This window comes from Shewanella sp. 10N.286.52.E4 (genome assembly GCF_041468785.1).
Taxonomy (GTDB): domain Bacteria; phylum Pseudomonadota; class Gammaproteobacteria; order Enterobacterales; family Shewanellaceae; genus Shewanella; species Shewanella electrodiphila.
This window is the reverse complement of record NZ_JBFRJJ010000017.1, coordinates 30261-51556: the sequence shown is the minus strand read 5'-3', so window position 1 is coordinate 51556 and position 21296 is coordinate 30261. Positions and strand designations below refer to the sequence as shown.

Here is a 21296-nt window from a genome sequence, read left to right as displayed (position 1 = left end):
TGCCGCTAACCATTAAGTTAGCGGCATTTTATTATCAGCGGAAAAATCTAAATTGCTGTGCTTATTTACCTGCGAGTGCAGCGGCTTCAGCTTGGCTAGCTAGGTATTCATCAAAACTGCCGTGGAAGCTGACGAGTTGTTGATCTCTTACATCAATAATGTGCGTCGCCAATGATGATACAAACTCACGGTCATGACTGACGAATATTAACGTACCTTCAAACAACTTAAGTGCATTGTTCAACGCTTCAATGGCTTCCATGTCCATGTGGTTAGTCGGTTCATCCATGACTAACACGTTGATGTCTTGCATCATTAACTTGCCGTATAACAGACGGTTTTTCTCACCACCTGAACAATTTTTTGCTTTCTTGTTGGCGTCATCTTCAGTAAATAACAAACGACCTAACATACCACGTACCATAAGGTCGTTATGTTTAGGGGTACGCCACTGCGACATCCAATCAAATAGCGATAAATCATTATCAAAGTCTTTGCTGCTGTCTTGCGGGCAATAACCAATTGCAGCGTTTTCAGACCACTTAATCGTGCCGTGATTGTTCGCTAGCTCATTGACTAAACAACGCAGCAATGTGGTTTTACCCACACCGTTTTCACCGATAACCGCAAGCTTAGCGCCCGCTTCTAAAATTAAATCGCCACCAGCAAATAACGGTTCGCCATCAAAGCCATGGCCTAATTCTTCAATCACTAATGCTTGGCGATGCATTTTTTTACTTTCATCAAAACGCAATGATGGCGTCATACGGCTAGACGATTTCACTTCATCTAAACTGATTTTATCTAGTTTTTTAGCACGTGAGCTTGCTTGTTTCGCTTTAGATGCATTGGCACCAAAACGGTTAACAAAGTCTTGCAGCTCTGCCATTTCAGCACTCTTTTTAGCATTGCCTGCCAATAGCTGCTCTTGAATAAGGCCAGACGCTTCAAGGAAGTATTCGTAGTTACCCGGATAAACACGCAGCTCACCATAATCGATATCAGCCATATGAGTACAAACTGAATTCAAGAAATGTCTATCATGTGAAATGATAATCATGGTGCACTTACGCTTGTTAAGCTCGCCTGCTAACCAAGAAATGGTATGAATATCCAAGTTGTTGGTCGGTTCATCAAGTAGCAAAATATCTGGGTTTGAGAATAATGCTTGCGCCAGTAACACCCTGAGTTTCCAGCCTGGTGCAACTTGTTGCATCAAGCCAAAATGAAAGCTTTCTTCAATACCCGCTTCTAATAGAATTTCACCAGCACGAGATTCTGCGCTGTAGCCATCCATTTCAGCAAACTCACTTTCAAGATCGGCCACTTTCATGCCGTCTTCTTCGCTCATTTCAGGCAGAGAGTAAATACGATCACGCTCTTGCTTCACTTCCCACAGTTTTGCATCGCCCATGATCACAGTATCAACCACACTGTATTGCTCAAAAGCAAACTGGTCTTGGCTCAAGGTACCGACTTTTAAGCCCGGTGTAATTGAGACATTGCCAGAGCTTGGTGCTAACGCACCACTGAGGATTTTCATGAAGGTGGATTTACCACAACCATTTGCGCCGATCAGACCGTAGCGGTTGCCGTGGCCAAATTTAGCAGAAATGTTTTCAAACAATGGCTCAGCGCCAAACTGCATGGTGATGTTGTTTGTACTAATGATAACGGCAATCCTCGGGGTAAATAGTCGAATAAATGAGCTTTAAAAGCAGCGCGGCAGTATACAGAGTATGCAGTTTTTTAGATAGAGCTAATCCAACATAGATAGCTATAGATAATGATAAAGTCTAGGTCGGGGCATTATTTAATAAGCTGAATGTGATGCAAAACACGTGTTCCTATATTAGTAATGTAAAATAGCCATTCAACTGGATAGTCAACATTCCGCTAATCATTACACTAAAAAATCCACTAATCATGCACTGTCATCAACTATCGAAAGAATAAGATAGTCACCATTCTTCCCAATAAATAGAGCAAAAATAATTACTTTTGATAATAGATCTCAATCTATCTAGCCGATAGAATTTAGTGATTTTTTTATATTTATAGCAAGGAAGCGCGAATCTATGAATACTCGTATTTTCACTGGCGTTATTGCGATTTTACTACTGATTGTGACAGTCAGTAGCCTATCGGAGGAATCGATGTTGGGCCTATTCAAAAAAGCAGTAGATGTAGAAGTTTTTCCTGAAGTTTCTGGCCGATTAACGCTAAATGGCGAGCCATTAAGTAATGTGAATATAAAGCGCGGATTTAAATACTCTGGAGTCATGGAAGAAATTGAATGGGATTTTGTGAGTACTGATGAAAACGGAAAATTTGTATTTCCAGAATTAACCATGAGTTCTGATCACCCAAATAAGGCTTTCACTGAAACTCGTGTAGCTCAAGCCATTATGCTTGCTGACAATAACATCCCTGACTACGAGGATGCCTACTTGTGGTCTACCGTTTCACGCGGAATACGCCATATCTCTTATTTTTCAGAAAGACTGTCCCAACTCAATTGTGAACTGTCAAATGAAGCAATACGTCACGAAGTCATTGACGAAGAGTTTGAAGACGGAGTTGTTCGTTACACTATTTTTAGCTTATGTCGATGGCCTGAGTTAGAACAAAAAGAAATCGAAAAACGTAAAATTTACGGTGAATAAAACAGTTAATACAAGGAATGTATATGAATCAATTATCACCCAAGCTTGCATCAGAGCTTGCTTCAAGCGTATATGACTTAATCGACCAAAATTTATCGCCTATTTTTGGTACTAATTACATCGATAAAAACTTCTCATTCCAAAAGTTAGGCGTGGGAACTACTGGTGGATTTATATTTAACCGCCATTCGGGTTTCGCCGCTATGGGCGTCGGAAAGGGCCAATATCAAGGCGATGCGGTTATCGCTGTCAGAGGGACTGAGTTCAGTTCAAAAGCAGATTGGGCAACCAATGCACAAGTTGGACTTACTGCGAGTGATGCCGGTCAAATTGTGCATGCAGGCTTTAATAATGCTTTTAATTCTTTGAAACCTCAATTTGCCACCTTTTTAACTCAATGGCGAAAGAATAACCCTGGCAAAGCGATTCACTGTGTAGGACATAGCCTGGGTGGTGCAATCGCATCTCTAACGGCTGACTGGGCTGCACACTCTAATTATGCTTCAAACGTCAATTTATATACATTTGGAGCGCCAAGAGTAGGACAAACCAGCTTTGCCACAAAAAATACTAACCGTCTTCATAAAATACACCGCTGTACACACGGCGCAGATATAGTACCTAAAGTGCCTTTATGGCCTTTTATCCATGCTCCTTTTAAAGGCTCTGAGTACCGACTTGATAATAGCCAAGGGATCCGTATTAGTGCACATGGAATGGATCCAAAATCAGGGGCAAATCCTGGTTACTTGACCACTGCCAATACAGAAGACTGGGGACAGCTATCAGTTAAAGCAAATGAGTTCCTGCAACCTGTGACATTGCGTTATGAGAACCGCAATCAAGCTAGTTACAGCGATTATTGGTGTGACCGTTTAAGTGCTGCATTGATTACGACGTTAAAACGACATGGTTATTATGCGGCGGTAGCAGCGCAGGCCACAGCTTCTGGGGCACTCACTTTATATGACCTTATCGCAAAAACACTACTTAAAATTTCAGAGGCGGCAAAAACTGCAGCTGATGAAGTAAGAGGATTACTTGGTCATATGTTGGCATTTGCAGGGTCAGTTGTCACAGTAGTAACCGATTTAACTTTTATCACCATCCGCACTATATTCGAAAAAATGCTCAAGCGTTTATATGAAGGCGTGAAACAAGCGATTAAATTTGTTCACAAATAACTGGCACTTAACTTATACGCTTTAGTGAAATTGTAAATAGCTAAGCTGCAAAGGACTAGGTTCCTACACATTTAGCCGAGTTCTATTCGAAATGAAACGAACCTTTGGGTTCGTTTTATATTTCCAACAGTAACAGTCATAGATGACAGTTACCGCAAATAAAGAATCAGTAAAAAATGGATTTTAATACTTGGTTAGTTGTTGTCTCAATATGCTCATTAATTTCAATATATTACACACAGCGCTCAAATAAAGCTCAAACTCAATCTCAAGATCAAGATCAAGTCGATACTCAAGTCGAAACCCAACCCCAAAAGAACACCTTCACCATTGACAGTCTCATCTGCTTAACACCCATTTCTGTGTTCTTTTTCGATGCTCCACACTGGGATCAATTTCTGTATCTTGGCTTTATTCTAATGGTGACAATTGCCATCAACGCATACATAGACCACATTCGAGGAAATGATAAACAGCACTCAATGCAAGTATATAATTTGGTCTCAGCATTTTTTGTATATGGGCTCATTGCCTTTTTTATATACGAACCAGATACGAGTCAGCCCATAAACCAAGTGACACAACATTTATCTGACTCAAGTACAAGCCAAAGTCACCCTATTGGAGGAGCCTCTGTTTCTGAAAGACAAAGCCCTATTCAATCATCAATAAGCTTTTGGGAGATGTTCATAGGTTATTTGATAGTGCTGGGCCTAAATGCCCTCTTTACAGCTATCAATAATCCAAAATTTGATGCATTTAGCTTAGCAAGCCCTATGCTTTACTTTGTTCTGCCATTTTTAAGTGACAATTTTTGGTGGTGTTTGATTGTGAGCGCAATTTTGGCTTTTACTACCGCCCATGTCAGCATTGAAATAAAACTAAAAGAAGATAACTCAGCGCAAGCGGGCATCATGTTTGCTTCTGGATTTGCAATCATGATCGCGATCTCTTTGAGTATAATAACTTACTTTATGTTAACTCTGATGAATCGAGCGGCCAGCTAGCATCTAAGGACATAATGACCTACCAAGTATCGAATTCTAGCCTTACCGCTCTTATTTCAGCTTCAGCGCACATGTATGCCCCTTGACCTTAGCGATTAGCGATTAGCGATTAGCCTTTAAAAATGAATTTATACTGGGTGTTAATTACCTTGAACGTTTCTATTATTGCTTTAAATAAAAGCGCATTCCCATTACAGGGAATGCGCTATAGGTTACGTAACCATTTATTATCGTTAAATAGTTAAGCCTTTGGTCGCCAAAATCAGTTTTTTAGCCGCTTTAAAGTAACGTACATATCCAGTACAACGACAGACATGCTCTCCTAAGGTATCTTCAATCACCCGTTCTACTTGGTCTTTCGCGATGGGTTTTTGTTTCAGTTTTTCAATCAATGCCACCGTTTCATTAGTAAAACCAGGGGCGCACCAGCCACATTGAAACGCAAAGTTTTTGATAAAAGCATCTTGCACAGGATGCAGCGCGATAATTTCACCCACGTTATTTTTGGTTGCATGGCCTTCAATGGTTCTAATATTCAGGTTATTAAAAAGCATGACATTTGCAATACAAGTCCGCCTAGTGCTTGAGGTGCCATCATCATTATCTACAATCACCACACAAGCATGACAAATACCTTCGCCACAGCCAAATTTAGTCCCAGTAAGGTTAAGGTACTCATGTAAAAAGTTGACCATTGGCATGCCTGGGTCTATCTCAAGTGGCCCATATTGCTTACCATTGATGGTTAAGTTTAACGTGCTCATGCATTGGCCTCCGAAATATCTTTAGCTGTAATAGGTAAATGGTAGAAACGTTTTTCAGTGGCTTGATAAATCGCCTCAACAACCGCGGGAACAATTGGGATCATCACCACTTCAGCTAAGCCTTTTGATTCATCACTTCCATCAATAGTCGGTAGGAGCGTGTAGTCAAGAGTCCACACACCATTGTCTTTGGCAAACGGGACTTTATAACGGTCAATGTTCCACTCCCCATTACCCGCGCCAGTATTATCTTGTGGTAATGCTTCATGAAGTACATGGCCTATCCCCATGGTAAGCCCACCTTCAATTTGTCCTTCAACTAATTCCCGTACATGCACTTTTCCAGGTTCTATCCATGTGTGCGTTCTAAGAATGTCAACTTCGCCAGAGACCTTGTGAACAGCAAGTTCTACCATAGTTAAACAAGGAGTGTAATAACGTACCATCGCGCTATTGAGCTTTACTTCTGGATAATTGACAGCTTGTCTTTCTTGCACCACAAAGCCCTGTTTATTTTGCTTAGCTTTTACTGCGTCACTGGCGCCGATGCCGTATTCCAATGCGATGGCATCTAGTGGGTATTCTTTTTGCTGCTGATTAAGTTCAAATTTTGCTGTTGCCCATTGCCAACGATTAAAACCATGGGTCATGACACCCGTTATCATGCCTTCGGCGTGAGCTTTCTTACATATGATAGACAGTGATAAAGGCTCAGTATCTTTAGCATGCAATTGGCCACCTTGCCAGCTCACATCGGTAATGGTGATACCGCTAGATCCTTGCTTTTCCCATATCGTTTTTGCGGCCATAAACAATGACTCTTCAAATAAAATTTTGGCTGCATATTTAGTCGAATGACTTTGAAAAAAAGCTGATTGGCTTGCTGATGATGCTGATACGACCATAGGGGTCCAACGTGGATTTTTTGCCATTTTGTCTTGATGTTCTTGGCTCATTATATACGGGCTAGCATCATCAAAAATCTCCAATGCATCAAACACTTCTATTTGTGCAATATCAAGGTTATCTGCTGCTGAGCCCAAGTATTCTGAAATTAAGCTGGCCTGAGAAGTATCAGTACCTGTACCCATTTCAACAGAGAACACTTTCACCACCACTTTTCCATCTGGCGTTACGCCAACATAGGAGGACGGAGCATTAGAGCCAGTGCCGTAATCTTTACTGACAAAACCAAAACCAACGCCCATTGATTTATCTGGATTGCCTTGGTCAAACTTGGTTTTATTGGCTTGTCTGTTTTGCCACATTTCATGTTTTTCAGCCAAATCGAGCATTTCTTGGTAGCGAATATTTTCAAGTGGCACCGAGCCTTGGGTATTTTTGTCACCATTAACCATGGCATTGACGCGGCGAAGTTTGAAAGGATCCACCTTCATTTCATCTGCTGCTTCGTTAAACATCATTTCTATAGATGCCATTGATTGCAAAGAACCGTAACCTCGCATTGAACCAGCCGTAGGCAAATATGATGGTAAACAGGTCGCCACAATATCATTTCTGGGAATGTAATAAATGCCTTGAATAGCACTCGCTCCCACCATGGCAACTGATGAGGAAAAATTCTCTCTACCACCACCATCTAAGATCATGTCTGCCACTAAACCTTTGAGTTTAAGGCTCGACTTATCAAATGCTAACTGATTAGTAAAATGGAACGGGTGGCGCTTAAGTCCTGACTGAAATTGCTCAAATCGATTATTGGCCAGTCTTACCGGAGCATCTGCAAAAATCGATGCAATCATGCCGTAATACGGAAAAATAGTATGGTCTTTACCGCCAAACCCGCCTCCAATATAAGGAGAATGAACCACAAGATTTTTAATCGATTGGGTTAATGGGCTTTCACTGAGTACCTTGCCAGCTTGAAGATAAAAATCTTGGGGGGACTGTGTCGTTATTACCACGTGTAAAGTTTGGCTTTTTTTATCGAAAAAGCCGTTGTAGGCTTCTGGCTCTAACATCATCGGTTCAATCGATTGCGTTTTGTATTGTTTATTTAATACAAACCAATCATCGTTAGATGTCATCTCTTGACGAAGAGTCTGCGCAAGATACATCCCTCGCTCGCCAATATCATCACTGTCTTTTACTGGGTTAGGCCAAAGCAATTTTTGCCCCTCATATTTAGGGAAAAATTGCCCCGAATGATATGTACTGTAGATATCATCATCTTGGGAGCCTTTAGCTGACTCTTCACGGACAATCCGCCAGCCAGCATAAGGTTGTTTTGAGGCAGCATTATAAGGCACGGTTTCTGGGCCATATTGCACAAAATGCTCATGAAATTGCAGCATCATTTTGGCTTTTAAAAACTGAGCAAAATCATTAAATAATAAAATGGCCACTTCATGGCCTAAATAATCAGGCGCGCTGCCTTTTTTAAGCAGCATATTATCACCGTAAAAAGGCGGTAACTTTAGATCATTACTCTCTAAATCTTCAGCTGTAATAATTTTGTAAGGCATCAGATCTTTAGGAATAACACTGAGGTCGAGGCCTTGATACACCTTATCGGCAATGTGAGCTCGCACAATAAAAGCATGATGCTGAGTGTCTGGCCAAGACGGGATATCTTTTGCGCGATAATCACGGCCGTAAATTTTCTCGCCAGTGATTTTTTCTATCGCATCAAATCGAAATGCAGGCTTGCCATCTTGATACCAAGTTTCAGCCAGTGAAGAAGCAACACCTTTAGCCATTGCACTTTGCTGTTGCAATAACATCGGTGCACTATAAACAGTTACCCCACCGATAACGCACTTTTTCATGAAGTCCCGTCGGGATAATTCCCACTGTTTCATACCTAACTCTCCTAAAGTTACCTGATGAGTAAATATCGTTAAGATTCATTTTCAAATAAAGAAATGAGCCTAAGAGAAGCAAATTACCTAAGTCCAAAATACCTAAGTTCAAAATACAAAACCAAGCAAAATAATGGCTCGTAAGCAAGTATAGACAGCTATTGAGCAACTGATTCAAATCTATTGTGATTTAAATTAGAGATGCACGATATACCTGGGAATAATGGTGATACTAAAGACATTGTCGACACACAAAGGAATAAGCATCAGGCTTAGCTTTGATGATAAATAGCCTAATTGATGCCATTCAATAAACGTAATAAACAACCAGTGACAGAGGGGTTAACAACAGGCGTGATTGGGAATAATAGATGGGAGTGAAAATTCAAATAAGTGGTTCATGTTAAAGAAAAAGGTCTGTACAAGTACATATATAACAACACTTAATAATCTGCTTAATCATCATATCTACCAAATATCAGTCTCAAATCGCGCTGTGCGGGCTTCAACTTCAGTACAATCGGTTAATTGCATCAATTCAGCTAGGGTAATATTAGGCGTTTGAGTAATAAGCCGTTGTAATTTTTGCGTTAAGGTTTCAAGTTTATCTTCATGGCCAATTAAACCAATATCGATTTTCTTAATCAGATAAGCAAAAGTAATTGAATCATTGATTTTAAGCGACAATCCTATGGTTTGCACATTGATAGCATCGCCTACAAGCGTCCAGTTTCTGGAGCGCCTTACTCGTTTAAGTTCACATTGATATTGAGCGCAAATGACTTTCGCTTGATTAACACTGTCCCGTCCTATTCGGTGAATAAGTGACGGTAAAGCAATGGTAATGTGTTGAACCTTCAAAATGAGATATCGCATTGATAAGAGGTAAGTCTATTTTACTGATTTAGCCCACTGATGATAGCGCTATTAACGACTTCAATGACCAAGCGAATCTTTATGCACATCGCGTATGGTATACATTGCGTATGATGCACATTGCGAATAATAAACATTCTCCAATAAGGTTTTATTTATAAAAAATGCCAGTCGATGAACATCGACTGGCATTTTGCTGCCACAGTGACAGATTTGAACGGTGATAGTGGAGAGTCTATTTATTCAAATCGCACTGATTCATTAAAGCGTCAGTAACTGAATTACTTAAGCTCTACTGGCCACTCTTTTTCTACACGCTTTTCAATGAATAGCTCTTTTGACGCTTTCATTGCTTCAAGGTCTAAACCAACAAGAGGCTGAACTTTCGCTTTAGTATCGTATTTAGTTGCGTCGTACTTGTATTCTGGTGCGTACTTTTTCAGTAATGCATCAGCTTCAGTAATTGCAGCATCTAAAATATCGTTAGATTTCTCTAACAAACGGATGGCTTCTGCAGGGTTATGAGCATGGATACCATGTGAAGCTGTTGCACTATCCCAGAACCACTGTGCATTTCTCACTTTGGTCAGTAAGCTGTTCATTTCGCCAGATAGTACTGATTTAGTTTTCAATGCGGCTTCGTAGTTACCTTTCGCCACAGCAATGCCTTTACCAGCGTCTAAACCTTCGATGCCATTCGCAGCCCAGATTGCTTGCGCTTTAAAGTGCACTTCAGTCAAACGTGGATCTGTGCCGTCAGCTTCAAAACGTAGCTTATTGATTTCAGCTTTACGCTCATCAAGGATTTCTTTGAAGTCTTCTGCTTCATGACAGCTTTGGCAGCTTGATGGTAATGTTTCAGCTTCAAACGTCACTTTATGATTAGAGTACTTGCCGCCCTTTTCATTTTCAGCTTTAGGCATATGACAAGTTGTACAACCAAACTCTAAATGGCTATCCATTGCATGCTCAGTACGATCAAGCATGTTTTCAAATTCTGGGTGTTGCGCTTTAATCATTGGTGCACCAGAAACAGCATTGGTCCAATCTTTAAAGCCACGCTTATCAAAGTAAGCCAGTTGTGCTTCAGCAGCAAAACCTTCATATAAACCGTCAGTTCCTTTGTAGCCTACAAACTCTTTATAGTCTGTATTAACACCAGGTACCCAGTAATCCATTGGGTATTTAACTTTTTTCTCATCGGTACCGTCGAAGTAGTATTCAACGTGACACTGAGCACATGTCTGACTGGCCTGCATTGTGGCGTCTTGTTTATCGAAGTCTTTACCAATCGATTTCATAGCGCGGTCGGTGTATGGACGACTTAAACGAATCTCTTCTTTGCCTAATTCATGACAATCAGCACAACCGATGGTGTTAGACATCTCGTGGCCCCAAGTTGACCATACATTGTCTGAAAACTTGCCTTCGCCGACTTCGTCATACATGCGAGCGACATCAGGTGTTTTACAAGACCAACAGCTTGCCGCCATTGCTTCACCAACCATCTTACCGTCATGGCCTACCATTGGGTGACCAACGCGTAATGTTTTAACGATATCAGTTAATGCAAAGTGATGACCACGAGCACGATTGTAGTCTTTAGCGAAACCATAACCTGCCCAGGCGCTGACTAAGTTAGGGTTGCTTGCTAATAGATCATCTAATTCACCTGAAGCTGGTGTAGTTTCTTCAGTTTCGGCCCAAGTTTTATATTGCTCAGGGAAAGTTTTTTGCCAATTTTCACTTTTATATAAATCGACTTCGCCCGCCACACTGTAACCGGTAAAAGCAGTTGTTAGCATTACTGCAACTGCTATTTTTCTTAATTTCATCATCATTCCTCAATGGGATTATTATTATTTATAATTTGATAAATACATCTGTTCATCTCACTTACCAAATACATCAATCAAACTTTCAAAATTAAAAAATCTAATTAATTTAAAACAATTAATATCACAACAAGTTAATCACGACAGGGCTTTACAGTATTAATGTGACCATAACCAAAGCAAAGCTAATTACTTGTCACACTTCAAATTTTCACCCACAAAAGACATACCTCCTAAGGGGTATTAAATTGATTTTATTTAGATGAAATAGCGCATTAATCCATCTAAATAAAGCAGGAATATTTATACAACTAGCCACAAAAAACACATTAAGTTAAAAAAACACATGTATACAGATAGTTAGGTTGACATCAACATTAATAAAAAACATTAATACTAACCTTAATTTAATAACAACCAGCATCGAGCAAGCTCACACTTATCTAAAAAACCAAATAAACATCAAATCAAACCCTTATTTACACTTCTATTTTTCAGTACAAAATCTATTACCTACAAGGTAAAACTTAAAACAACATTAATTTACACTTAATTTGTTAAACATCACAATAAACTTATAAAAACAAATACACTCACAAACAAGAAATAACTAAATTAGACATAGCAATATTATTATTAAAATAAAAACCTGAAGAATAAATATATAAACACATTCACACGAAAAAACTAATTAAACAGAAGGTAATTAAACAGAAGATAATCAAACATAAACTAATTTAGAATACATTAAATCAAAAGGTGCCTATATACGCTAGTAATCAAAGTTAGTAATCAAAGTTAGTAATAAAAATTAGTAATAAAAATTAATCCCACAAACTTTAAAAATCATATCATTGGCTATTAAGCCTATTTTACATTAGCTATAAGCTCAACCTCATCATTTGTATTAATTATTCTGAAAATAGAAATTCATTAAACGCTCTTCAACTGATTATATGAGTTACAACCTCATTGCCTGTGCCCATGCTATCGACTTATGCCATACAGCCATCACTTAGAGAGACGACCAACAAAGCCATCGGGATAGATTACCAATATAATCAGCAAGATAGACAACCAACAAATCAGCAAGACAAATTACCAAACAACAATACACTTTGCGTAAGTCAGCTTAGAAAAATTTTCAAGGTTCCTGTTAACCCCCTCCTGTAAATAAATCAAAAATTTAAACAAATAAGATTCGACAGACAAATTATTTAACAAATATTTACGCTGAGGTACAAGGATGGGCATTAATTAATGAAGCTAGATTTAATGAAATGCTAATCTATCGTTGAATTACGGAATAACGACTTGCTGAACTTTCAATTTAACAACACTTTACTCTGCTTTGAGGAGATACAATGTTTGATGTAATGCTTTCTATTTGGCATCAAGATTTTGATGTCTTATTGGAAACAGTCACAATCTATCACCTAATGTTGATATTAGCGCTCATTTTGTTTCTTGAATCTAGCTTTGTCTTTTTACCTCTTCCCGGTGATGGACTCGTGTTATTTGTAGGTAGCTTAGTGGGTTTAGGCGTTGTAGAACTTCAGCATGCCTTTCTATTATTAACCTTTAGTGCCGGGTTAGGATCTTGCATCGCCTATATTCAAGGAAGGTGGCTGTCTCATCACCCCATTGTGACTAAAATTGAAAACGGTCTGCCAGACAATACACTACAAAGAGCGTCTAACTTATTAGAAAAGTACGGCTTTTTAGCCCTGTTTATCTCGCGCTTTATCCCGTTTGTTAGAGTGTTAACGCCTATGCTGATGGGTATTAGAGAGCTTGGTGTTAAACGCACAGTGTTGATGAGTTTTACCAGCGCAATGATCTGGAGCGCGGTGCTGTTATTTATAGGTCAATGGGTGATGAATAACCCGATGCTGAGTAATCATCAGGAAACATTAAATAAAGCCTTTTTAGTCGTAAGCTTAAGTTTAATGCTCTCTGCAACGATTGCGATGTTGTTTCGGTTTTCTAGAAAATCAAAACAACAAAGTGCAAAGCAGCAGTCACCACGCTAAATATCAGAGTTTTAGTTAGAGTTTTTAGCTTAAGCACTAAAACTCTGACTAAAATACCTACCGATATAATTCAATGACTTACTTGTAAAACAAGCTTTTAGCTCTGTCTGATGCCAATCTTAACCTTCTAGTACATCAATTAGTTTGCCAATAATGTCGATCTACAATTTCTGGTCAAATAAGTCCTAAATACTCAAGTAAAACAAGCCCTTCATTAGCATTAATAATGAGACTTTCATCACACTTAGTTGTTGATTGTGCTAAGCTAAATTCGATAACAATACACTTATGTCACTCAATCCCAATGAATTTACCTTTCATTGACTGAATCGTTGTCACTAACGAGATAATGTTTGTTAGCCCTAAGGCAAGAATCCCTTATATGCAGGAGGCATAATGCAAGATTACGTAGATCAAATCGATATCAATCAATACCTACCATTAATTATAGATGTTGGCATCAATGTACTACTCGCCGCATTAATACTGATCGTTGGCCTTTATATCGCGAATAAAGCCAGTGCAATCATTAATAAAATTGGTGAAAAGTACGATAAGCTCGACAATACTTTATTCCGTTTTTTAGGCAGTGTTGCTAAATACATCATTCTCGCGTTTGTTGCGATTGCGGTATTAAATCGCTTTGGTGTGCAAACCGCTTCAATCGTTGCCTTGTTGGGTGCTGCTGGTTTAGCGGTTGGTTTAGCGTTACAAGGAACATTATCTAACCTTGCTGCTGGTGTAATGCTATTGCTATTCCGTCCTTATAAAGTCGGTGATTTTATTAGTGCAGCGGATCGTTTTGGTAATGTGCAAGAGATTGACCTATTCACTACCATTCTAAGAACTTTCGATAATCAGCATATTATTGTACCGAACAGCCAAATTTGGGGCGCTCAAATCGTCAATCACTCATTCCATGATATTCGCGGTGTGGATATGCACTTTGGTGTGGCTTACAAAGAAAACACCGATGAAGTAAGAAAAGTGATTGATGCTGTACTTGCCGCTCATCCGCATATTTTGAAAGATCCGGCACCATTTGTAGAAGTTGAAACCTTAAATGACAGCTCAGTGGACTTCTTAGTCCGTCCATTCTGTCATGGCGAGCATTACTTCGACATCCTGTATTCAATCCCTGAGCAAATCAAGAAAGCACTGGATGAAGCAGGTATTGAAATTCCTTTCCCACACAGAAAACTGATCATCGAAAAAGAGTAACAATCTTGGGATTTTGATGAAAACAGCGAGCAAGTGCCTTTGGCCTTGCTCGTTTTACCTTTAGCAATACTAAATCACACGTCATTAATATCAAATAGCGACTCAACTCCAATTCCATCTCTTCAGACATACTAGTCGAGTTTAGTGCTATTTTAGCGTTATAATCGCTGCGCAAAATACCAGATAACGATTTAACCCATTTTTTAAAGAAGCAGAATTAACCCCATGACGCCAGAACGTTTAGCCCGCATCAACGAAATGCTTGATAATCGCCAAGTCGACCTCACGGTTTGTCTCGATAAAGTCCATAAAACCAATAATATTGCTGCGACAGTACGTACTGCCGATAGTGTTGGTATTCATCAAGTTCATGCGGTTATGCCTGAAGAAACCCTATGGGTATCAGGTAATACCTCATCAGGAAGTCACCGCTGGGTTAACACTATAAAGCATCAAACATTTACTGAAGCTCACGAACAATTTAAAGCTAAGGGAATGCAAATTCTTGCGACGACTTTTTCTGATACTGCGGTAGATTTTCGTGAAGTGGATTACACCAAACCCACAGTGATTGTGCTCGGTAATGAACGTGATGGTGTCAGTCCTGAAGCTATTGCAGCTGCCGATCAACACATTATTATTCCGATGGTGGGCATGGTGCAATCATTGAATGTTTCGGTTGCTGGCGCATTAATCATGTACGAAGCACAAAGACAACGTGAACAAGCCGGTATGTATAACAACAGACAACTTGATCACCAATACTGCCAAACTAAGTTGTTTGAACAAGGCCATCCTATTTACGCCAAAGCTTGCCGTAGAAAACAAATCCCTTATCCAGCTATCGATGAGAACGGCCAAATTGAAGCTGATAGTGAATGGTGGGATCGCATGCGAGCGCCCGATCCTGATGCACAATCTGAAAAGGCATGAGTTAGCAGGCTTAAGTTAAACTGGTATAAGTTAAACAAGCTTGCGCATCAAGAGATATCGCACTGAAAAGCCCGCTTGCCTCCCACTGTAAAACAATAAAGCGAACCCAAGGGTTCGCTTATTCAATCATCACTATCTATACCACTAATACTGATTAGCGATGAATCAACTTCGAAGTATCTTCAATAATATTCAGTGCCTGATCGATCTGTGTATTTGTCACATATGGCGCAGGGCCAAACCTTAGTTGGTTACCTCGACTATCACAAAGCAAGTGACTCTCGCCTAACTGTTTAACCCAATCACCAGCTTTGCCTGTAGTCAAAGATAAAAATCCACCATTGGCTTGCACATCATGAGACGGTAATCTCAGACCTAATTTGTCTTCACCTATCGCTGCAATACCTTGCCATAAACGTTTAATTTGAGCTTGATTAATCTCTCTTAAAACTTGGTCAGTTAACTGCTTCTGTTTAAAAAAATCAAACACAGCAACGGCGCGATAATGGCTGACAGGATCATATGTCGAACCAGCAAAAGCAGATTGCCCCAAACCATACCCCACTTTACCAGGTGCTTGGTCTAACACATCGAACTCAGCGTACCACCCTGTAATAATTGGACTGCCTTGATAACTAGCAGGGATCCGCATCATGCAATTACCTTCACCCGCTTGGCAGTATTTGTAACCACCACCGACCACAAATGCTGATTCAATCTGCCAGTGTTGTAAATTAAATGGCACCACATTTAATGCATGATAGGCATCCACTAGGCAAGGCACGTTTAATGATTCAGCCGCTTTAGCGACTAAACCAACGTCATAGAAAATCTCACTGGTGTTAAAGAAAACTGCCGATAACATCACTGCATCGGTATCAGCATCTATCTTATCAATCACTCTTTGCGCTAACGTCTCACTTGGATGAACAGGCACGATTTCAATGGTACAATTAAGCTCTTGTAAACGTTGTAGTTGGCGTCTTAAAGAATGAAACTCTCCATCTGTGGTGACGATTTTTAACGGTCTATTTTGCTTGGTTTTAACGTAGTTAAGATCCGATAAAAACCGTAAAATCAGTTCATGAGTTGATGAGCCTAAGGCTATTTGGCCATCTGGCTCCCCCATCAAGCTGCGATAAAAATCTCTGACGCTGTCAGCTTTCGCTAATGCTATGCCCCACTTATCATCTATGTGTTTTGCCGCATCGTCATAGCACTCTAACATGCCTTGTTTGGCCACATCTGGCCACGCTTGATGTGAATGACCAGACAGTAAAATACGCTTAGCTACATTAAATGCACAATAATGAGCTTGTAGGTTTTCGGCTAAATGCGTTGTCATAACGTTAATCTCTTAAATCAAATAATGGGCGAAGAAGTTGGCCACTTCCTATCAGTGCTATAAGTGAGTGCGTAGCTCAAACAACTCAGGGAAAAAACTGATATCCAATGACTTTTTCAAGAACTCAACTCCTGAAGAACCACCAGTTCCGGCTTTGTTACCAATAATTCGCTGTACTGTGTACATATGTTTAAAGCGCCATTGCTGAAAACTATCTTCAATATCCACCAGCTTTTCAGCTAACTCGTATAGTTCAAAATGCTCATCTGCATCTTGGTAAACATTAATCCATGCTTGTAGAACAGCTTGATGACTTTGATAAGGTTGGCTGACATCTCTAGCTAGCACTGACTCATCATCAATTAGGCCTTTCTGATGTAATACCTTAATGCTGACATCGTATAAGCTCGGTGCGTGTAACAGCTGATTTAACTCGATGTAAACTGCTGGATTAGCTTTATGAACCTCCAGTAAATCAGCATTTTTATTACCTAGTAAAAACTCAATTTTACGATAACCGTAAGACTGAAAACCCGATGAGTGGCCTAATGCATCACGAAATTTAAGGTAATCAACTGGGGTTAATGTGGCGAGAATATTCCATGATTGAGTGAGTTGATTCAGAATTTGTTTAACCCGAGAAATCACTTTAAAGGCATGACCAAAATCGCCAGACTTAATGTTATCAATCGCACACGTTAGCTCGTGTCCAGCCAGTTTTAACCAAAGCTCACTGGCTTGATGGATAACAATAAATAGCATTTCATCATGTTCTTCAGATAGTGGTTGCTGCGCCGATAAAATCTTCTCAAGATTCAGGTAATCGCCATAGGACATATCATCTTTAAAATCTCGATGAATGCCTTCCTCAAGCTCTCTATAATTAGCTTTGGTCTCATTATTTTTATTGTTATCAGTCTGCTTTGCAGACTTATGACCAAGTGGGCAGCCCATGAACAAACTCCTTTTGTGACCTAATTCGGTTAAAATATGCGAGTTTTTAATCAATATTAATTGATTAAAACACCAACTAAACAACCTATCACGTCAATGAATGCCTGACTAACACTGCGAATACTTAAGCGTCAGTTTTAATTTACATTTTAATTGACGATAGGAATTAAACTCTGCGAATAAGAAATAATCCGTTGTAATAAGCCAACTTTGACACTCGTTTTTAGTGTTTATGCTGTAGCAGCGATTCCCCTTGTTTACCCTTTTCTCTTATGTCACCTAGGCCGTGTTGACCTTTGCTAATTAAATTTCGTTCGAGATAAAAACGGATTAAATGCGGCGAGTGAATTGCAGCCTTGCAATCTAAACACTCTTTATTCGCAAAAAATCCCTCAATAATGCCGAATCCGTTTTTAGCCAATCCTTGAAGGCTGCGTTTGTTGTCCATTTTTACGACGTTATCGGCTTTTTATGTAGCTTAACGACACCAGATTTTTCTAAATGAGCAATAATTTGCTGCAATACAACCTTGAAATATCAACATGCCCTAGCAGTAACCACACTTTTAGTTATTCCGTTCAAACCAAGTTGTATAAATCATGATAACCATTGCCCAATCATCCATTTCTAAACCGATATCACTCTTAGCTATGCCCCTGCATAGGCGCTAATGTAAATTTAAAAATAAATTAAAAAATGAAAAAATATTTTTTATACCGTTAAATCATAAGTTTAATAACACTTATCATTTTATCTCTCCAAGCTTTGAGCCTAGCCCCAGTGAAATAAATAACGCATCACACTGAATATAAAATCATACCCGCGACCTCAGATAGCAACAAAGCCACCTTTATAAGAATATTTATTCATGTTAATGCGTGACTTACCAAGCTCAATTTACAAAAGAATATTTATTTACATTTATTTTACAAATATAACAACTAAAGATAGATTGATCGCAACAGGGCATCAAAATAGATTTTTGCGCTGTAAAAATAATAAAAAACAATTTTTTACTCTGAATAACATGGAAATAGTTATGACTAAAAACAAAGTAACAACTGTACTAGGAGTGTCAGTACTGGCACTTTCAATCTCTAACAGTATCAACGCTGCACCCTCTTTCACACCAAACTTGCATAGTAATGCAATACAACTAGACCAACAGGACCCACTCCCAAAACGCTATATAGTAAAATTCAAGAATGCCAATGCTGCATCAGCAGGGTTTTCTACAGCGACTGCTGATGCGATTGACGATGCGCAATATGAGCCAAGAAGCAATGAAGTATTTTCACATTTTCGTGCAATGAATAGCGTTGCAGCAAAAGAAATGAAACGTATTGGCCGCAGTAATAGCTATAGCGTAAAGCTCGATAGCAAAAATTTACAAGCATTAAGATACCGAGCTGATGTTGATTACGTTGAAGAAGATGTCCAACGTCGATTATTAAATGAAACCACGCCTTGGGGGCAGACCTATGTTGGCGCAACTTCAGTCAGTGATAGTCAAGCTGGCAACCGTACCATTTGTATTATTGATTCGGGTTATGATTTAGGACACAACGATCTGAATGCCAACAACGTAACAGGCACAAATAACTCAGGTACCAATAACTGGTATGAACCAGGTGCCGGCAATGCCCATGGTACTCATGTTGCTGGTACTATCGCCGCTATCGCCAATAACGAAGGCGTTGTGGGTGTAATGCCCAATCAAAACGCCAATATTCATGTTATTAAAGTATTCAATGCTTCTGGCTGGGGCTACTCTTCAGATCTTGTCGCCGCAGTGGACACTTGTGTCAACAATAATGCCGATGTCGTCACTATGAGTTTAGGAGGTTCGGGTTCAAGTAACACTGAAAGAAATGCCCTCGCTGCCCATGAAAATAACGGTGTGTTATTGATTGCCGCTGCCGGTAATGATGGTAACAGTACCCTCAGTTACCCAGCATCATACGATTCAGTTATGTCTGTTGCCGCTGTGGATAGCAATAAAGACCACGCAGCGTTTTCACAATACACAGCGCAAGTGGAAATTTCAGGTCCAGGTGAAGCAATACTATCAACCGTCACCCGCGGAGAAGGCCGTTTAGCGGATATCACTATTAATGGCCAGTCATATTTTGATAATGGTATTGTGCCCCATAATCGCTACGTGTTGTCAGGTTCAAGCCATGTCAGCACACCATTTATCGGCACAGCTACTGGTGCATTAGCAGAATGTTCGGTCAATGGTAGTAGCTTTAACTGTGGCAACATGAACAATAAAATTTGTTTAGTAGAGCGTGTTGGTAACCAAGGTAGTACCTACCCAGATATTGACGCTGTTAAAGCTTGTGAGGCAGCTGGTGCAAGCGCATCGATTGTCTACAGTAATACCGACTTACCAGGGCTTCAAAATCCTTTCTTGGTAGACAGTAATAACGAAGCGCCTATTGTATCAGTGTCAGTTGACCGCGCTACGGGGCTAGCATTACGTAATCAAATCGGCTCTTCTGTTACTGTAACCAATACCGATAATGAAGATTACGAATATTACAATGGCACCTCGATGGCGACCCCCCATGTTTCGGGTGTAGCTACTTTAATATGGAGTCATCATCCAGAATGTAATGCAGCTCAAATTCGCGCAGCACTTAATGCAACCGCTGAGGATTTAACAATAGCTGGGCGCGATAACCAAACTGGTTATGGTTTAGTTGATGCGCAGGCAGCCAAAACTTACCTAGATGCATCTTGTACTGGGCCTACTGATCCGGGCACAGGTGTTGGTGATGACGAATTGGTCAATGGTGTTGCTAAGGCTAATTTGAGTGGCGGCACTAACGACGAGCTTTTCTTCTCAATTGATGTGCCTGCTGGCGCAACAGATTTAAGCTTTACTATGAGTGGTGGCAGCGGCGATGCCGATTTGTATGTTCTATATGGCGCAGCCCCAACCACTAGCAGTTATGACTGTCGCCCTTGGAAAGGCGGTAATGCAGAATCTTGCCCGATAGCAACGGCACAAACTGGTATTTACCATGTGATGGTACGTGGTTACAGCGCATTTAGTGGCGTGAGTTTAGTCGCTAATTACACTGAAGCATCTGGTGGTGGTACAGGCGGTGGCACTGGTGGCGCTGCGACCTATGCAAATAATAACAGCTACAGTATTCCTGATAACAGCGCTGCCGGTGTAAGCAGCACATTATCTGCTGCGCGTACTGGCGATTCTGGTGAAATTACTGTGAGTGTTAATATTAGTCATACATACATTGGCGATTTAAAAGTTGAGCTATCTAGCCCAACAGGACAAATTGCGGTGTTGCATGATAATAGTGGCGGCAGTGCAAACGATATTGTTAAAACCTATACCGTTGATATGACTGGCGTTGAGTCTGCTGGAGACTGGACACTAAAAGCGGTAGACAGCGCAAGACGAGATACAGGAACCATCAATGCTTGGGAACTCTCGTTTCAATAATTCATGATTAACGATAATCACTGAGTTTAATGGTTAATGCTAATGATTAGCCTTATGTCTGCCAGTTCCCCCCTGGCAGGCATTTTTTATTCCTCTGTAAACATCTCGCGAATAACAGACAAAGATTGAATAATGCTAATAAAGTATTTAGGATCGTTTTATCGATACTCAATCAAGAATTAAC

15 protein-coding genes are annotated in these 21296 nt (G+C 40.0%); 7 read left to right on the top strand and 8 right to left on the bottom strand.

Going from position 1 to position 21296, the window contains the following annotated elements; all coding sequences use genetic code 11:
* Positions 1–61: 61 nt before the first annotated feature.
* Positions 62–1672 (bottom strand): ABC-F family ATPase, encoded by a 1611-nt coding sequence (locus AB4153_RS09105; protein ID WP_229369193.1) that lies wholly within the window; start codon positions 1670–1672, stop codon positions 62–64.
* A gap of 406 nt (positions 1673–2078) precedes the next feature.
* Here AB4153_RS09105 and AB4153_RS09100 point away from each other — a divergent pair, with 406 nt between their 5' ends.
* The 3 genes from AB4153_RS09100 to AB4153_RS09090 all read left to right on the top strand — a co-directional run bounded on the left by AB4153_RS09100 (position 2079) and on the right by AB4153_RS09090 (position 4857).
* Positions 2079–2666, top strand: a complete 588-nt coding sequence (locus AB4153_RS09100) for a DUF6795 domain-containing protein (RefSeq protein WP_371997128.1) — start codon at positions 2079–2081, stop codon at positions 2664–2666.
* Positions 2667–2689: 23 nt separating this feature from the next.
* The gene (locus AB4153_RS09095; RefSeq protein ID WP_371997126.1) at positions 2690–3850 is read left to right on the top strand and encodes a lipase family protein; all 1161 of its coding nucleotides are present in this window, start codon (positions 2690–2692) and stop codon (positions 3848–3850) included.
* A 176-nt stretch (positions 3851–4026) separates the two neighbouring features.
* On the top strand, positions 4027–4857 hold the full coding sequence (locus tag AB4153_RS09090; protein ID WP_371997125.1) for a hypothetical protein: 831 nt from the start codon (positions 4027–4029) through the stop codon (positions 4855–4857).
* A gap of 233 nt (positions 4858–5090) precedes the next feature.
* Here the strand turns inward: AB4153_RS09090 and AB4153_RS09085 are convergent, their stop codons facing one another.
* From AB4153_RS09085 to AB4153_RS09070, 4 genes are all read right to left on the bottom strand, one after another.
* The gene (locus tag AB4153_RS09085; RefSeq protein WP_371997124.1) at positions 5091–5621 is read right to left on the bottom strand and encodes a (2Fe-2S)-binding protein; all 531 of its coding nucleotides are present in this window, start codon (positions 5619–5621) and stop codon (positions 5091–5093) included.
* Positions 5618–8443: a xanthine dehydrogenase family protein molybdopterin-binding subunit gene (locus AB4153_RS09080; RefSeq protein ID WP_371997122.1), complete on the bottom strand. Its 2826-nt coding sequence runs from the start codon at positions 8441–8443 to the stop codon at positions 5618–5620. Before AB4153_RS09080 ends, AB4153_RS09085 begins: the two co-directional genes overlap by 4 nt.
* A gap of 468 nt (positions 8444–8911) precedes the next feature.
* Positions 8912–9304 carry a ribosome recycling factor family protein gene (locus tag AB4153_RS09075; protein WP_371997120.1) on the bottom strand — a complete coding sequence of 131 codons (393 nt, stop codon included), beginning with the start codon at positions 9302–9304 and terminating at the stop codon, positions 8912–8914.
* A 296-nt stretch (positions 9305–9600) separates the two neighbouring features.
* Positions 9601–11154: an ammonia-forming cytochrome c nitrite reductase subunit c552 gene (locus AB4153_RS09070; protein WP_371997118.1), complete on the bottom strand. Its 1554-nt coding sequence runs from the start codon at positions 11152–11154 to the stop codon at positions 9601–9603.
* Between the two features lie 1364 nt (positions 11155–12518).
* Here AB4153_RS09070 and AB4153_RS09065 point away from each other — a divergent pair.
* From AB4153_RS09065 to trmH, 3 genes are all read left to right on the top strand, one after another.
* Complete coding sequence (locus tag AB4153_RS09065; RefSeq protein WP_229369120.1) at positions 12519–13187, top strand: DedA family protein; 669 nt, start codon at positions 12519–12521, stop codon at positions 13185–13187.
* A 396-nt stretch (positions 13188–13583) separates the two neighbouring features.
* The gene (locus AB4153_RS09060) at positions 13584–14408 is read left to right on the top strand and encodes a mechanosensitive ion channel family protein (protein WP_102529323.1); all 825 of its coding nucleotides are present in this window, start codon (positions 13584–13586) and stop codon (positions 14406–14408) included.
* Positions 14409–14633: 225 nt separating this feature from the next.
* The gene (gene trmH, locus AB4153_RS09055; protein ID WP_229369121.1) at positions 14634–15341 is read left to right on the top strand and encodes a tRNA (guanosine(18)-2'-O)-methyltransferase TrmH; all 708 of its coding nucleotides are present in this window, start codon (positions 14634–14636) and stop codon (positions 15339–15341) included.
* 154 nt (positions 15342–15495) lie between these two features.
* On the opposite strand, the gene AB4153_RS09050 is transcribed toward trmH, so the two are convergent.
* The 3 genes from AB4153_RS09050 to AB4153_RS09040 all read right to left on the bottom strand — a co-directional run bounded on the left by AB4153_RS09050 (position 15496) and on the right by AB4153_RS09040 (position 18088).
* Positions 15496–16686: a kynureninase gene (locus tag AB4153_RS09050; RefSeq protein ID WP_371997117.1), complete on the bottom strand. Its 1191-nt coding sequence runs from the start codon at positions 16684–16686 to the stop codon at positions 15496–15498.
* Positions 16687–16743: 57 nt separating this feature from the next.
* Positions 16744–17640 (bottom strand): tryptophan 2,3-dioxygenase, encoded by an 897-nt coding sequence (gene kynA / locus AB4153_RS09045; protein WP_102529326.1) that lies wholly within the window; start codon positions 17638–17640, stop codon positions 16744–16746.
* Between the two features lie 223 nt (positions 17641–17863).
* On the bottom strand, positions 17864–18088 hold the full coding sequence (locus AB4153_RS09040; protein ID WP_102529327.1) for a hypothetical protein: 225 nt from the start codon (positions 18086–18088) through the stop codon (positions 17864–17866).
* Positions 18089–18679: 591 nt separating this feature from the next.
* Between AB4153_RS09040 and AB4153_RS09035 the strand changes: the two genes are divergently transcribed.
* The gene (locus tag AB4153_RS09035; protein WP_371997116.1) at positions 18680–21112 is read left to right on the top strand and encodes a S8 family serine peptidase; all 2433 of its coding nucleotides are present in this window, start codon (positions 18680–18682) and stop codon (positions 21110–21112) included.
* Positions 21113–21296 lie beyond the last annotated feature (184 nt).

Excerpts from the sequence above, each read along its gene's own strand:
- trmH (WP_229369121.1), top strand. The coding sequence starts at position 14,634 with ATGACGCCAGAACGTTTAGCCCGCATCAACGAAATGCTTGATAATCGC.
- AB4153_RS09090 (WP_371997125.1), top strand. The coding sequence starts at position 4,027 with ATGGATTTTAATACTTGGTTAGTTGTTGTCTCAATATGCTCATTAATT.
- kynA (WP_102529326.1), bottom strand. The coding sequence starts at position 17,640 with ATGGGCTGCCCACTTGGTCATAAGTCTGCAAAGCAGACTGATAACAAT.
- AB4153_RS09050 (WP_371997117.1), bottom strand. The coding sequence starts at position 16,686 with ATGACAACGCATTTAGCCGAAAACCTACAAGCTCATTATTGTGCATTT.
- AB4153_RS09100 (WP_371997128.1), top strand. The coding sequence starts at position 2,079 with ATGAATACTCGTATTTTCACTGGCGTTATTGCGATTTTACTACTGATT.
- AB4153_RS09040 (WP_102529327.1), bottom strand. The coding sequence starts at position 18,088 with ATGGACAACAAACGCAGCCTTCAAGGATTGGCTAAAAACGGATTCGGC.
- AB4153_RS09065 (WP_229369120.1), top strand. The coding sequence starts at position 12,519 with ATGTTTGATGTAATGCTTTCTATTTGGCATCAAGATTTTGATGTCTTA.
- AB4153_RS09060 (WP_102529323.1), top strand. The coding sequence starts at position 13,584 with ATGCAAGATTACGTAGATCAAATCGATATCAATCAATACCTACCATTA.
- AB4153_RS09035 (WP_371997116.1), top strand. The coding sequence starts at position 18,680 with ATGACTAAAAACAAAGTAACAACTGTACTAGGAGTGTCAGTACTGGCA.
- AB4153_RS09085 (WP_371997124.1), bottom strand. The coding sequence starts at position 5,621 with ATGAGCACGTTAAACTTAACCATCAATGGTAAGCAATATGGGCCACTT.
- AB4153_RS09070 (WP_371997118.1), bottom strand. The coding sequence starts at position 11,154 with ATGAAATTAAGAAAAATAGCAGTTGCAGTAATGCTAACAACTGCTTTT.
- AB4153_RS09080 (WP_371997122.1), bottom strand. The coding sequence starts at position 8,443 with ATGAAACAGTGGGAATTATCCCGACGGGACTTCATGAAAAAGTGCGTT.
- AB4153_RS09095 (WP_371997126.1), top strand. The coding sequence starts at position 2,690 with ATGAATCAATTATCACCCAAGCTTGCATCAGAGCTTGCTTCAAGCGTA.